The 13748-nt window shown below is 61.3% G+C and carries 14 protein-coding genes; 6 read left to right on the top strand and 8 right to left on the bottom strand.

Annotated elements, in window-relative coordinates:
• Positions 1-45 precede the first annotated feature (45 nt).
• From E1748_RS04235 to E1748_RS04250, 4 genes are all read left to right on the top strand, one after another.
• Entirely contained in the window at positions 46-1143 is a 1098-nt protein-coding gene (locus E1748_RS04235) for an ABC transporter substrate-binding protein (RefSeq protein WP_133645884.1), read from the top strand.
• A 119-nt stretch (positions 1144-1262) separates the two neighbouring features.
• A complete protein-coding gene (locus E1748_RS04240; RefSeq protein WP_133645885.1) occupies positions 1263-3038 on the top strand; it encodes an ABC transporter permease in 1776 nt (591 codons plus the stop codon).
• On the top strand, positions 3031-4104 hold the full coding sequence (locus E1748_RS04245; protein WP_133645886.1) for an ABC transporter ATP-binding protein: 1074 nt from the start codon (positions 3031-3033) through the stop codon (positions 4102-4104). Before E1748_RS04240 ends, E1748_RS04245 begins: the two co-directional genes overlap by 8 nt.
• Before the next feature lie 59 nt (positions 4105-4163).
• Positions 4164-5240 (top strand): porin, encoded by a 1077-nt coding sequence (locus tag E1748_RS04250; protein WP_133645887.1) that lies wholly within the window; start codon positions 4164-4166, stop codon positions 5238-5240.
• A 17-nt stretch (positions 5241-5257) separates the two neighbouring features.
• Here E1748_RS04250 and E1748_RS04255 read toward each other — a convergent pair whose 3' ends face one another.
• The 8 genes from E1748_RS04255 to E1748_RS04290 form a co-directional block, all read right to left on the bottom strand.
• Positions 5258-5677 carry a secondary thiamine-phosphate synthase enzyme YjbQ gene (locus E1748_RS04255; RefSeq protein ID WP_133645888.1) on the bottom strand — a complete coding sequence of 140 codons (420 nt, stop codon included), beginning with the start codon at positions 5675-5677 and terminating at the stop codon, positions 5258-5260.
• A gap of 252 nt (positions 5678-5929) precedes the next feature.
• Positions 5930-6271 (bottom strand): DHCW motif cupin fold protein, encoded by a 342-nt coding sequence (locus E1748_RS04260; protein WP_133645889.1) that lies wholly within the window; start codon positions 6269-6271, stop codon positions 5930-5932.
• Between the two features lie 258 nt (positions 6272-6529).
• A complete protein-coding gene (locus E1748_RS04265) occupies positions 6530-6832 on the bottom strand; it encodes a hypothetical protein (protein ID WP_133645890.1) in 303 nt (100 codons plus the stop codon).
• A gap of 286 nt (positions 6833-7118) precedes the next feature.
• Positions 7119-8060 (bottom strand): choline ABC transporter substrate-binding protein, encoded by a 942-nt coding sequence (locus E1748_RS04270; protein WP_133645891.1) that lies wholly within the window; start codon positions 8058-8060, stop codon positions 7119-7121.
• A 51-nt stretch (positions 8061-8111) separates the two neighbouring features.
• Positions 8112-9101, bottom strand: a complete 990-nt coding sequence (locus E1748_RS04275) for a GlxA family transcriptional regulator (RefSeq protein ID WP_133645892.1) — start codon at positions 9099-9101, stop codon at positions 8112-8114.
• Between the two features lie 115 nt (positions 9102-9216).
• Positions 9217-10119, bottom strand: a complete 903-nt coding sequence (gene choW, locus E1748_RS04280) for a choline ABC transporter permease subunit (protein WP_133645893.1) — start codon at positions 10117-10119, stop codon at positions 9217-9219.
• Positions 10112-11281, bottom strand: coding sequence for a quaternary amine ABC transporter ATP-binding protein (locus E1748_RS04285; protein WP_133645894.1), 1170 nt, complete (start codon positions 11279-11281; stop codon positions 10112-10114). Before E1748_RS04285 ends, choW begins: the two co-directional genes overlap by 8 nt.
• 296 nt (positions 11282-11577) lie before the next feature.
• On the bottom strand, positions 11578-12024 hold the full coding sequence (locus E1748_RS04290) for a GNAT family N-acetyltransferase (RefSeq protein WP_133645895.1): 447 nt from the start codon (positions 12022-12024) through the stop codon (positions 11578-11580).
• Between the two features lie 395 nt (positions 12025-12419).
• Here E1748_RS04290 and E1748_RS04295 point away from each other — a divergent pair, with 395 nt between their 5' ends.
• A complete protein-coding gene (locus tag E1748_RS04295; protein ID WP_133645896.1) occupies positions 12420-13094 on the top strand; it encodes an NADPH-dependent FMN reductase in 675 nt (224 codons plus the stop codon).
• Positions 13095-13433: 339 nt separating this feature from the next.
• Complete coding sequence (locus E1748_RS04300; RefSeq protein ID WP_133645897.1) at positions 13434-13649, top strand: transcriptional regulator; 216 nt, start codon at positions 13434-13436, stop codon at positions 13647-13649.
• Positions 13650-13748 lie beyond the last annotated feature (99 nt).

Below are 13748 nucleotides of genomic sequence, written 5' to 3' on the forward strand. Positions count from 1 at the left end.
CCATCTGCCTACACAAAACCGACAACGTCCTTTTTGGAGACAGATGTGCCGACCTTCCCGAAGTCCCTTGCCGTCGCCTTGTCGCTCACCGCGATTTCCGCGTATGCCTCACCGGTACAGCTTCCTACGGGCTATCCCAATAATTATCAGGGCATCGTCGACGCCGCCCAGAAGGAAGGCAAGCTGATCGTTTACTCGGCGACCGATACGTCGGTCGTGCGTCCGGTCATCAAGGACTTTGAAAGCCTGTACGGCGTAAAGGTCGAGTACCACGACATGAACAGCACCGAGCTGTACAACCGCTTCATCAGCGAAAACGCGGCGAGCAGCACGAGCGCCGACGTGTTGTGGAGTTCGGCGATGGACCTGCAGGTAAAACTCGTCAACGACAGCCTGATGGCCTCGTACGACTCGCCGGAAACGAAGAATCTGCCCGCGTGGGCGCAGTACCAGAAGCAGGCGTACGGCACCACGTACGAGCCGCTTGCGATCGTCTACAACAAGCGCCTGGTGGCCGCCGCGGACGTCCCGCAAACACGCGCCGATCTGATCCGCTTGCTGCAGACGCAAGGCGAGCGCTTCAAGGGCAAGGTCACGACCTACGACATCGAGAAGTCCGGCGTCGGCTTCAACTATCTGACGCAGGATGCGCGCGTGAATCCGCAGGTCACGTGGGATCTGGTGAAGGCGATCGGCGCGACCGGGCCGAAACTGCAGTCGAGCACCGGCGCGATGATGGAGCGCATCTCGTCGGGCGAGAACCTGCTTGGCTACAACATCCTCGGCTCGTATGCGTTCGCGAAGGCGAAGAAAGACCCGTCGATCGGCTACGTGTACCCGAAGGACTACACGCAGGTCGTGAGCCGCCTCGTGACGATCTCGAAGAAAGCCGAGAACCCGAACGCGGCGAAGCTGTGGGTCGACTATCTGCTGTCGCGGCGCGGCCAGACGTTGCTCGCGAATCAGTCGAACCTGTTCTCGATCCGCGCGGACGTCGACGGCGAAACGTCGATGGCGGGCATCACGAAGCAGCTCGGCGATTCGCTGAAACCGATCCCGATCGGCGCGGGTCTGCTGGTCTATCTCGACCAGTCGAAGCGGCTCGAATTTCTCAAGCAATGGCAACAGTCGATCAAGCGTTAAGCGTTTGAGCAACGCCTAAAAGCCGTCGCCGCGTTCGCGCCTGTCGTCACCCACGCGAACGCCTCAACCCTCCATTCCATTCGATCGACATGCGGCTCGCGCGCCGCAGGGGAACACTCATGCCTTCATCTGGCGCAAGCGTGCAGCGCGACGTCCTGGAGCGCACGCGTACCGGTACGACGGGCACCATCGGCGCGTTGCCGCGCGGCGGTCTGCGGCCGTTCGTCGGGCTGCTGCGCTGGCTCGTGCTCTCGGTGCTGACGGTCGCGGTCGCGTTGCCGCTCGGCTTCATCGTGTTCCAGAGTCTGCTGAACGCGCCGTTCTTCGACGCGAAACGCAGCCTCGGCATCGCCGGTTTCGAATTCATTTTCAGCGATCCTGATTTCTGGTCCGCGCTGACGAACTCGTTCACGATCGCGGGCGGCATGCTGTTCATCTCGATCCCGCTCGGCGGCATACTCGCGTTCCTGATGGTGCGCACCAACCTGCCCGGCCGACGCTGGCTTGAACCGCTGCTGCTGACGCCGGTGTTCGTGTCGCCGATGGTGCTCGCGTTCGGCTACGTGGTCGCGGCCGGTCCGGTCGGTTTCTATTCGGTGTGGTGGAAGACGCTGTTCGGCGTATCCGACGTACCGTGGAACGTCTACTCGATTCTCGCGATCACCGTGATCGTCGGCCTCACGCATGTGCCGCACGTGTACCTGTATTCGTCGGCGGCACTGCGCAATCTCGGCTCCGACGTCGAGGAAGCCGCGCGCATTGCCGGCGCGCGACCGCTGCGCGTTGCACTCGACGTCAGCCTGCCGATGACGATGCCCGCACTGCTGTTCGCCGGCGTGCTGGTGTTCTTTCTCGGGTTCGAAGTGTTCGGCCTGCCGCTCGTGCTCGGCGACCCCGAAGGCCACCTCGTACTCGCGACGTATCTGTACAAACTGACCAACAAGCTCGGCGTGCCGTCGTATCACCTGATGGCGGCAGTCGCCGTGTGCATCGTCGCGATCACGTTCCCGCTCGTGCTGTTGCAGCGGCGCCTCCTGAAAAGCGCGAACCGCTTCGTCACCGTCAAGGGCAAGGCAGGCCGTCAGACCGTGTTGCCGCTCGGCGCGTGGCGCTGGATCGCGCTCGCGATCGTCGCGCTGTGGCTGCTGCTGACCGTGTTCGTACCGCTCTCCGGCATCGTGCTGCGCTCGTTCGTCACGACGTGGGGCGAAGGCGTAAACCTGCTCGAAGTACTGACGCTCGCGCACTTCACCGAACTGTTCGAACAGGACAACCTCGTACGCGCGATTTTCAACACGCTCGGCATCGGCGTGATCGGCGGTGCGCTTGCGGTCGGCTTCTACACGCTGGTCGCGTTCGCCGGTCACCGACATCACGACTGGGCGACGCGCGTACTCGACTACCTCGTGCTGCTGCCGCGCGCAGTGCCCGGCCTGCTCGCCGGCCTCGCGTTCCTGTGGATCTTCCTGTTCATCCCCGGCCTCAAGGAGCTGAAGAACTCGATGTGGAGCATCTGGATCGCGTACACGGTCGTGTGGCTCGCGTACGGAATGCGGCTGATCCAGAGCGCGCTGATGCAGGTCGGTCCCGAACTCGAGGAAGCGGGCCGCAGCGTCGGCGGCACGCGGGCGCGCGTGAGCCTCGACGTGACGCTGCCACTCGTGCGCTTCGGCCTGCTCGCGGCATGGCTGCTGATTTTCATGATCTTCGAGCGCGAGTACTCGACTGCGGTTTATCTGCTGTCGCCGGGCACCGAAGTGATCGGCTCGCTACTCGTGTCGCTGTGGGCGGCCGGTGCAGTCGATCAGGTCGCGGCGCTTTCTGTCATCAACATCGCGATGGTCGGCGCCGGACTCGGCGTCGCGTTGCGCTTCGGAGTGAAACTGCATGGATAAGCTCACGGTCGACAATCTCGTTCTTAGCTACGGCGCGAATCCGATTCTCAAGGGCGTGTCGTTCGAACTGAAGGCAGGCGAAGTGGTGTGCCTGCTCGGCGCATCGGGCAGTGGCAAGACCACGCTGCTGCGCGCGGTCGCCGGACTCGAACAGCCGTCGGCGGGCCGCATCCAGCTCGATTCGCAGGTGTTCTTCGACGGCGATGGTGACGCACAGATCGATCTGCCGGTCGAACAACGCTCGCTCGGACTCGTGTTCCAGTCGTATGCGCTGTGGCCGCATCGGACCGTCGCCGAGAACGTCGGCTATGGATTGAAGCTGCGCCGCGTCTCCGCCGCCGAAACGAAACAGCGCGTGCAGCACGCACTCGATCAGCTTGGCCTCGGTCATCTGGCTGCACGCTATCCGTATCAACTGTCCGGCGGACAACAGCAGCGCGTCGCGATTGCACGCGCGCTGGTCTACAACCCGCCCGTCATCCTGCTCGACGAACCGCTGTCGAACCTCGACGCGAAGCTGCGCGAGGAAGCGCGCGCGTGGTTGCGCGAGCTGATCGTGTCGCTTGGACTGTCTGCGTTGTGCGTGACGCACGACCAGACCGAAGCGATGGCGATGTCCGATCGCATCCTGCTGCTGCGCAACGGCCGCATCGAACAGGAAGGGACGCCGGCCGAACTCTACGGCGCGCCGCGTTCGCTCTACACCGCCGAATTCATGGGCAGCAATAACCGGATCGATGCGCGGGTTGCATCGGTCGATGGCGAACGCGTGACGCTCGCCGGCGACGGCTGGCAACTCGAAGCCCGCGCGCGCGAAACGCTCAGCGCGGGCCAACCCGCGCAGGCGGTGATCCGGCTCGAACGCGTGCAGGTCGCCGATGCACCGGGCGCGAATCGACTGCGTGCGGAACTCGTCACGTCGATGTATCTCGGCGATCGCTGGGAATACCTGTTTCATTGCGGCGCGCTGCGATTGCGCGCGTTCGGCCATGTGCCGCGCGCGGCGGGCGAGCACTGGCTCGAGTTTCCGGCTAACGATTGCTGGGCGTTTGCGCAGGCGAGTTAGGTGGGTTTGTCGAAGGTAAAAAAAGGTGGGCAGTTTCAACACAACAATTGGAGATCGCAATGAAACGGAGTTTGAGTAAGGTCGCATTCGGCGTGTCGTGCGCGGGGGTTGCATGCATCGGGGGCACGGCACACGCGCAGTCGAGCGTGACGCTGTACGGGATTGTCGACGCGGGTGTCGAGTATGTGAATCACGCGGGCAAGGACGGTGGTGCTGCGCGGCTCGTGTCCGGCGGCAAGAACACATCGCGCTGGGGATTGCGGGGTGTTGAGGATCTGGGTGGCGGCCTCAAGGCGGTCTTCAATCTGGAGAGCGGGATCAACGTCGCGAACGGCTCGCTCGATGACGGCCCCGGTGCCCTCTTCGACCGTCGCGCGACGATCGGACTAAAGAACCGCTTCGGTCAGGTGACGCTCGGTCGCACGTTCACGACCACCTACGACTACATGCTGCCGTTCGACCCGATGGGTTACGCGCCGAACTATTCGTGGGCGACGTCGTCGACCGCGAGCGGCGGCCGCAAGGACGGACTGTTCTCGCGCTCGGCGAATGCGGTGCGCTATGACGGCGAATTCTCTGGGTTCAAGTTTGGCGCGATGTACGGCTTCGGCAATGTGCCGGGCAGTATGAAGTCGAGTTCGAAGTACGACTTCGCGATTGGCTACGGTAATGGTCCGTTTGCTGCCGTCGTTACGTTCGACCGGCAGAACGGCGCGAACGATAGCGTGACGCCTGCCGATACGACGAACTACATTCAGGGCATTCACGCGGGTCTGAGCTACGACTTTGGTCCGGCTAAGGCGATGGCCGGTTATCGTAATTACCGACGCACGTTCAATACGACAGCGGCGACGTTACGCAGCGATATGTACTGGATCGGCGGGCTGTACGAATTCACGCCGTATTTCACGCTGTATGGCGCGGTCTATCATCAGGACATCAAGGACGGTAACGATGCCGATCCGACGTTGTTCTCGCTGCGTGCGCAGTATGCGTTGTCGAAGCGGACGGTGTTGTATGTGGCTGGTGGGTATGCGATGGCCCGGCATGATCAGAAGGTGAGTCTGTCGCGTGATTTGACTGGGGCTTCGGATTCGCAGACGGGGGTTACTGCGGGGATTCAGCATCGGTTTTGATGGGGCGTACTCCGTCGTCACTCTCCTAGCAAATGCACGACTACATCCCGCCGATGCGCGGCGCGGCGATGCTCGAACAGGTAGATCCCTTGCCACGTTCCGAGCACTAGCCGCCCGCGTTCGACTGGGATCGTCAACTGCACCTGTGTGAGCGCTGCGCGTAGATGCGCGGGCATGTCGTCCGCGCCTTCGGTGTCGTGCTCGTAGCGGTCAGGGTCTTCCGGCGCGATTGCCTCGAAGTACGCTTCTAGATCGCGTCGTACCGAGGGGTCGGCGTTTTCCTGGATTAGTAACGATGCTGACGTGTGACGGCAGAAGACGGTCAGCAGACCGGTCTGGATCGACTGGCGGCCTACCCAGCTTTGAATGTCCGACGTTATGTCGAACAGCCCGCAGCCGGGAGTCTCGATGTTGAGATGATTGAGCGCCTGTTTCATGGAGTTATTCTGCGAAAAAATGCCGAGCGAAATGTTCGGCCGTTGCAGCAAGTGAGCAATCCATGTGCCGTGATGGCTAACGTGGCGCCATGGTTATCGCGACTGCGCACGTCAAAAATCAAGCGTTTTCGCGTAACCGCGCCGCGAGTGCCCAAGCAGTGCGTCAAAGTTATTGTGACCGCCCGTAGCCGACCCGTTAGGGACGTCCGCGCTGCCTGAAAGCGGACGTACCCATTCACTTGAACGCGCAGTTCAGTCAACAATGAAAAGCTTGGCGCCTGTCCTGGTATAGGACTGATGTGGCTCCGCATTGTCGCCGACCTGGTAGCTCATCCCCGCTGTCAAAATGAACTTCCGCCCGTCTTCGAGCGTAGTTTCCAGTTCGCCTTCCATGCAAAAGAGAATATGTCCTTTTTGGCACCAATGATCTGCCAGATAGCCAGGCGTATATTCCACCATCCTCACGCGGATTTGATTCGGCATATCACCAAAAAAACGCGTCCGCCAGTAAGCTATGCCGACTTCCCCTCGGTGCTCTGCCTTTTCGACTTCCGACCAGTTGGTCGTGCCAAACGCAAATGCATCCATTTTCATTCTGTCGCGTCCTGTATGAGTTAAGCCCTCGTGCCGAGCCAATCCGCTCTCGCGATGCGTGCTAGCAGTTCGATTGTCGACGATATTGGTCCTGTGGTCGACTGTCTCATCCTGGCCAAGAACCGCGGCACAACAGGTTGATCCACGCGTGCGTTTCCACAAAAAACAAAGGGCATGAAGCGCAGTCTCCCAACCCGCTTTATGCCCTTCTCAATCGGGTACATCGTTAGACACACCACACAGTCTTCTGCAGAGCCCTTACATGGACTTCACGACAAAGAAAGTCGCCAGACCGATCGCAAGCCCTGCCCACAAAATGATCTCCTTGGTGCCCGGCGGCTTTCCTCGTCGCATCTTCGGCACAATACACTGCGCAATGCCATACAAGACGCCGCTGGTCAAAGAAAATATGGCAGCGGCGAGCAGTTCTTCGCGGCCGAGTTTGTGCTTCAACACATACTGTAGTGGCATGTAGACCAGCGCACTCGGAATCCCGAATTTGATCACGCCTTCGACGATAACGAAACGGAGTGTGTCCGCAGTCTTCGAGCGGGTAAGCATAGTCAAAGCTCTAACAAATCGTTCAAGAAAATCGCATCACATCCACGATGCGCAGCCATTCAAATCGACTGACGCCGAGCATAACCAGGTTATTGCCGTCAAGGACGCGTCAGCCAGGCACAATGATTTCGAAACCGGGAGAATCTCGTATCGCAGGCCGACGGCAAGCAGCGAGAATATCACTGCGACGCATCCAAAAAAACAAAGGGCGTGAAGCCCAGCCTCTCGGCCCGCTTCACGCCCATCCAACCACCGCACCGCTCAACTGCGCGGTGCAATCCTCAACTCAATGCGCCGCAATATAAGCCTTAACCGCCGGCAACCCATCCTTCCCATCAACGGTAGTCACCCCCGCCAACCACTGACTAAGAACCTGCGGATTAGCCTTCAACCAGTCCAGCGCAGCCTTATTCGGATCGACCTTATTCATGATCGGCACCATCACGTTATTCTCGATCGCGGTAGTGAAGTGCAGATTCGAAACGAGCTTGGCCGCGTTAGGACAACGCGCCGCATAATCCGGCGGCGTCGCGGTAAACACCTTCGCCTCACCATAATTAGGCCCAAAAACATCATCCCCACCGCTCAGATAATCGATCTTCATCTGCACGTTCATCGGATGCGGTTCCCAGCCGAGGAACACGATCCACTTCTTTTCACGGATCGAGCGGTTCACTTCGACCAGCATGCCCGCCTCGCTCGATTCGACCATCTTGAACTTGCCGAGTCCGAACTGGTTGCCGTCGATCATCTTCTTGATCAGCGCGTTGCCGTCGTTGCCCGGCTCGATCCCGTAGATCTTGCCATCCAGCTTGTCCGCGTACTTCTGGATGTCGGCGAAGGTTTTCAGGCCGCCGTTGTACACGTAATCAGGCACTGCGAGCGTGTACTTCGCGCCGGTCAGGTTCGCCGGATTCAGCACCTTGATCGTGCCGGCCTTCACGAACGGCGCGATGATCGGGTCCATCGTCGGCGCCCAGTAGCCGAGAAACACGTCGATCTGCTTGCTCTTGATCCCCGCGAACGTGATCGGCACCGATGCGATGGTCTTCGTCGGGTGATACCCCAGCCCTTCGAACACCGTCGACGCAAGCCCGGTCGTCGCAGCGATGTCGGTCCATCCGACGTCCGCGAAGCGCACGTTACGGCATACAGCAGGATCGGCCGCGTGAGCGGACATGGCGGCAACGCCAAGCACGCAGGCAGCCGCCAGCAATTTCTGTTTCATGACTTCTCCTCAGGTTTTTATTGCTAGTAGTGCGTGGTGTGTGAAAGTTGCTTAATGGGGTTGCCGCCGCTCGACGCTCGGCGCATGCCCAAACTGCGCGCGATACGCCTTGCTGAAATGGCACGGCGAATGAAAACCGCAAACCGCTGTCACCCGCGCAATCGACGCATCGGTCGTGCGCAGCAGATCGCGCGCGCGACGCAGTCGCAACGACAGGTAGTAATGCGTCGGCGACACGCTCAGATAAATCTTGAACATCCGCTGCAGATGCCGCTGCGACAGTTGCACGAGTCGCGCGAGTTCTTCGAGCGACAGCGGTTCTTCGATGTTCGCTTCCATCAAACGAACGACTTCGATCAGCTCGGCACGCGAGAATCCGACCCGCGCATCGACGGGAATCGGTTGCGGGTCGCTTGCGCTGCGAATGCGTTCGAGGATGAACTGTTCGGACACCTGCGCGGCAAGATTCTGTCCGAGCCGGTTGCCGACCACATGGAGCATCAGATCGAGCGGCGCGGTGCCACCGGTGCAGGTCAACCGATCGCGATCGATCACGAACAGTTCGTCGGCAAACTGCACGCGCGGAAATTCCTTGTGCAGCACGGACAGATCTTCCCAATGCACGGTGCAGCGATAATCGTCGAGCAGTCCCGCCGACATCAACGCGTACGCGCCGGTGCAGATGCCGCCGAGCGGCACGCCCTGCTGCGCGACGTCGCCGAGCAGTGTCTTGATGTTCGCATCGACTGCGCTGCGGATCTGCGTGCCGCCGCAAACGATCAACACGTCCGGCATGCCCGCTTCTTCGAGCGTGCGCGTCGGTCGTACTGCCATACCGTTGCTCGCCCGCACAGGAGCGCCGTCGGGCGTGAGGACAGACCACCGGTAGTGTTGCTCGCGGCCGACGTAGTTCGCCATGCGCAGCACTTCAATCGCGCTCGTGAACGCGATCATCGAAAAACTCGGCAGCGTGAGAAACCCGAAATGCGCAAGACCCGACAACGGCGATTCAGTCGTGGCGGACGTCACGTCGCTCTCCATGATGCACACGGTATGTTTTTGGCGCGAAGGTGGAAGCCCTTTCGCACAACCTGAAACGGCGGCTTTGCTGCACGTGTCGCGCATTCAGCGCAACACGTGCAGCGGCAAGACAAAATCAGCTTTGCGTAGCCGGCTCCGCGCGGCGCACGCGCATCACATTGCGCAGGCCTGCAAAACGCGGCGCGATCGCGGTGCCCGGCGTACGGCCGAAGCTCTCGGTGATGCGGTCCAGAATGATCGCGAGCAGCACCACCGACAAGCCGCTCTCAAAACCAAGCCCGATGTCGAGACGCTGAATACTCGCAAGCACGTCGTTGCCGAGACCACCGGCGCCGACCATCGACGCGATGATCACCATCGACAGCGCCATCATGATGGTCTGGTTCACGCCCTGCATGATCGACGGCAGCGCGTTCGGAAACTGCACCTTGTACAGCAGCTGCCACGGCGTGCAGCCGAATGCCTGCCCTGCTTCGACGATCTCGCGGTTCACATGGCGAATGCCGAGGCTCGTCAGACGCACGGCCGGCGGCATCGCGAAGATCACCGTCGACAGAATCCCCGGCACGCGGCCGAGGCCGAACAGCATCGCCGCCGGAATCAGGTAGACGAATGCGGGCATCGTCTGCATCAGGTCGAGAATCGGCCGCACGATCATCGACACATGTTTGTTCTTCGCGGTCCAGATGCCGAGCGGAATGCCGAACAAGAGGCTGATCAAGGTGGACGATAACGTCAGGCCGAGCGTGATGACCGTCTCGTCCCAGAACCCGGTCGCGTAGATCAGTAGCAGCGACAGCGTCGTGAAGATCGCGAAGCGCCAGCCAACACGCCACAGCCCGATGCCGATGAAGAACGCCATCAGCGCCCACATCGGGACGGCCTGCAGGCCATGCTCGATCGCTGCGGCGAAGCTCTCGATCGTCCTGCCGATCGCATCGAACGTGTTCGCGTCGTGATCGAGCAGATAGTGGACGCCGTCGTCGACCCAACGGCCGAGCGGAATGATCTCAGACATGGGAACCTCGACTGCGGGTGAGAACCTTGAGGACGATGGCGCGATCGACCGAGCCGCAGTAGCAGCCCTCGTCGTCGACGACCGGCAATGCGGTCGTGCTCTCGCAGACACGCGACACAACATGATCGAGCGACGCGCCGTGCGAGATGCATTCGATCTTGCGCAGATCCGGCGTCGCATTGCCGAGCGTATCGCGCGTGACGAAGCCGCGAATGCGTCGCTCAGCATCGAGCACGAACGCATACTCGGCGCTGCCGTTCAGCGACTCGGCGACGCTCGATGCATCGAGGTTACGCACGAGCGGCACCTCGTTGGTCTGCATCATGTCGGCGGCCGTCAGATAGCGGCTCGTATCGACACCTTCGAAGAACGCGCGCACGTAATCGTCGGCGGGGTTCGCGATGATGTCCTGCGGCGTGCCGATCTGCACGACGCGGCCGCCTTCCATGATCGCGATGCGGTTGCCGATACGCAGCGCTTCCTCGAGATCGTGCGACACGAACATGATCGTGCGGCGCTGGCTCTTCTGCAGTTCCAGCAGCACGTTCTGCATTTCCTTGCGCTTGAGCGGATCGAGTGCGGAGAACGCCTCGTCCATGATCATCAGCGACGGGTTCACCGCGAGTGCGCGTGCGAGACCGACGCGCTGCTGCATGCCGCCCGACAGTTCCGCCGGCAGCTTGTTCGCGAACGGCGCGAGGCCGACCTGTTCGAGCACGTCGAGCGCACGTTTCTCGCGCACCTTGCGGCCCATGCCGGCCACTTCGAGACCGAACGCCGCGTTCGACAGCACCGTGCGTTGCGGCATCAGCGCAAACGACTGGAACACCATGCTCATGTCGGTGCGACGCAGCGCGGTCAGTTCGGAGCGACGCACGGCGGCAACGTCGCGACCGTCGATCAGCACCTTGCCTGCGGTCGGTTCGACGAGCCGGTTGATCAGGCGGATCAGCGTCGATTTGCCGGAGCCCGACAGGCCCATCAGCACGAAGATCTCGCCCTCCTGCACATCGAAGGACACGTCGTGCACGCCGACCACATGACCGGTCTTCGCGAACACTTCGTCCTTGGTTGAGCCACTCGCGAGCATATCGAGCGCGAGCCGGGGATTGGCTCCAAACACCTTACATAAACCTTCGACCACGACCTTAGGGGAATTCATCGACTCCATCTCCTCGTGGTGCAGGCGCCGGCCCGCACAATATGCATACATAGTTGCCAGAAAAAACCTCGACTAGCCGACTAATTCCGACAGACGCTTGCGAAAATGCGACACAGCGGGAAAAGCACGGACGTTTGCGGGACGCATAGAGCCTTGTGGCATAAGGCTCGAAGAGGATGGTGCAGTGCACTGCGACGCGATGGCGATGTCGCGTTTTGAAAGATCGGCGGCGGATTCGGCGGATCGGGTGTGCGGGGCGAGGGATTACCCCGCTATCGGGGGATGCAGATCGGCGGTTACCGCGCGCGATAGATGTCCTGCTTGAGGATCTCCATGAAGCGAGACGGATTGCCGAGTTCCGCGAAACCATACTGGCGATACAGCTCGTGTGCATCCGAGGTCAACAGCAGCCAGCGTCTCAGGCCTTGCAGATCTTCGTGGTCGATCACGCATTGCATCAGTTGCTTCGACAGCCCTTTGCCTCGATGCGGCTCGAGGATGAACAGATCGGCGAGCAACGCGAATGTCGACTGGTCCGTCACGACGCGCGCGAATCCGACCTGATCGTCGCGATGGTACACACCGAAGCAAAGCGAATGCTCGATCGCTCTTTCGACGGTCGCTCTCGGTATCCCTATCGACCAGTAACTCTCCTCGGCGAGAAAGCGGTGAATGACCTCGACGTTCAGACGATCACGGTCGGTCGAGATTTCGTATTCGTTCTCCAGCTGCTTCGTTTGCATTCGCATGACTCCCGCGCATCGGATGGGTATCGACACGACGATGATACCTGGCATGCCGACTTATCGCACACGACAAACGCGCACAAAAAAAAGAGCCCCGGTATCGCCGATGCCGGGGCTCAATCCCATGTCAAGGAGTTGTCATGGAGGAGACGATTCGATCATAGCGGCGCGCGCTGCTTCGCTCCAACGAATGCTTTCCGATAAGCAAATCGATGCGTTCATGCGCAGCATCTCGCAGCGTAGTTGCGCGGACCGATAACCCTGCTCGCGTATATCGTTATCAGAATATGTCGGTTCGCGCTGCTACCATCGGTCACTAAGATGGCAGTTCGATGGCGGCCCCGCGCACAGCCCTGCGCGCCGCCGGCTGCCGCTTCAGAAGGAGCATTCAGTTGACCAGTTTCGATCATCATCGCCGGCCTCTTGTCGTCGGTATCGGCGGCACGACGCGCGCCGCATCGTCGACCGAGCGTGCCCTCGGTTTCGCGCTGCGCGGCGCCGAAGAAGCCGGCGCGCGCACGCGTCTGTTCGGCGGCGAATTTTTGCACCGGCTGCCGCACTACGCGCCCGAAAGCACACAACGCACCGCCGAACAGCTCGAGCTGATCGAAGCGGTCCGCGAGGCGGACGCGCTCGTCATCGCGACGCCCGGCTATCACGGCGGCGTCTCCGGTCTCGTGAAAAACGCGCTCGACACGCTCGAAGAACTGCGCGCCGACGACCGTCCGTATCTCGACGGGCGCGCGGTCGGTTGCATCGTCACTGCATATGGGTGGCAGGCTGCCGGCTCGGTGCTCACGTCGCTGCGCTCGATCGTGCATGCGCTGCGCGGCTGGCCCACGCCGTTCGGTGCCGGCATCAATACACTCGAAACCCGCTTCGACAGCGTGGACACCTGCTCCGATCCGAAGGTCGTCGACCAGCTCGCGACAGTGGGCCGCCAGGCCGCCGAGTTCTCGCTAGCGTTCGGCGCGCATCGGCAGGCGGCGGATGTCGCTGCTCACGCTGCGACGGGTCATGCCGAGGCCGATTCGCGCCCCGCGCGTCTGCTTTCTCTCGCGGTTTAAGCAGCACGAACAAGGAGCGGCCCGCGCCGCTCCATCGCAACACCCTCCCGCCAGCCTGCCGCCGGCAGCGGTGCGTCTCCCGACGCATCCCTCGAGTCGCGTGCGCCAGCCAACAGACCGCCCTCGGTCTGCGACGGATAGTCGAATCCAGTGCATCGCGCAGCACCACTGCAAATCTGTGAAGACGTGAAGACCGTTCCCGGCCGCAGATGATTTGCTTGCGACGAAAGATTGGTTCACCCGGCACACGGCACCTTCTACGCTGGTGTCTGCCTGCTCACTTTCCGATCGTCGACATGCGTGTTCCTACGCGACGCGGGCACGATCATCGCGACGACCATGAATCGACACATCACCTACAAGGGCTATGAAGTTGCCCCGGCCGCACAGCGGCTGCCGAACGGTCTCTTCGCCGCCAACCTGACCATCGAGAAGGCCACGGCCAGCCACGCCCGCGCGTATTCGTTCGACGCGCTCGACTACTTCTTCGACGAAGAACACGCACTCGCGTATGCGTTCCGCTGGGGACGCATGTGGATCGACAACCGGCAATAAGCACGCCTCCGCGGATTGCCGGGTCCGCTACTGCTACGGTCACAGGGTTATGACAGAATAGGCGCACGTATCCAGAGCGCTTTTTTGTCCGCCATGCCC

Source organism: Paraburkholderia flava (assembly GCF_004359985.1).
In the GTDB taxonomy this organism is placed as follows: Bacteria; Pseudomonadota; Gammaproteobacteria; order Burkholderiales; family Burkholderiaceae; genus Paraburkholderia; species Paraburkholderia flava.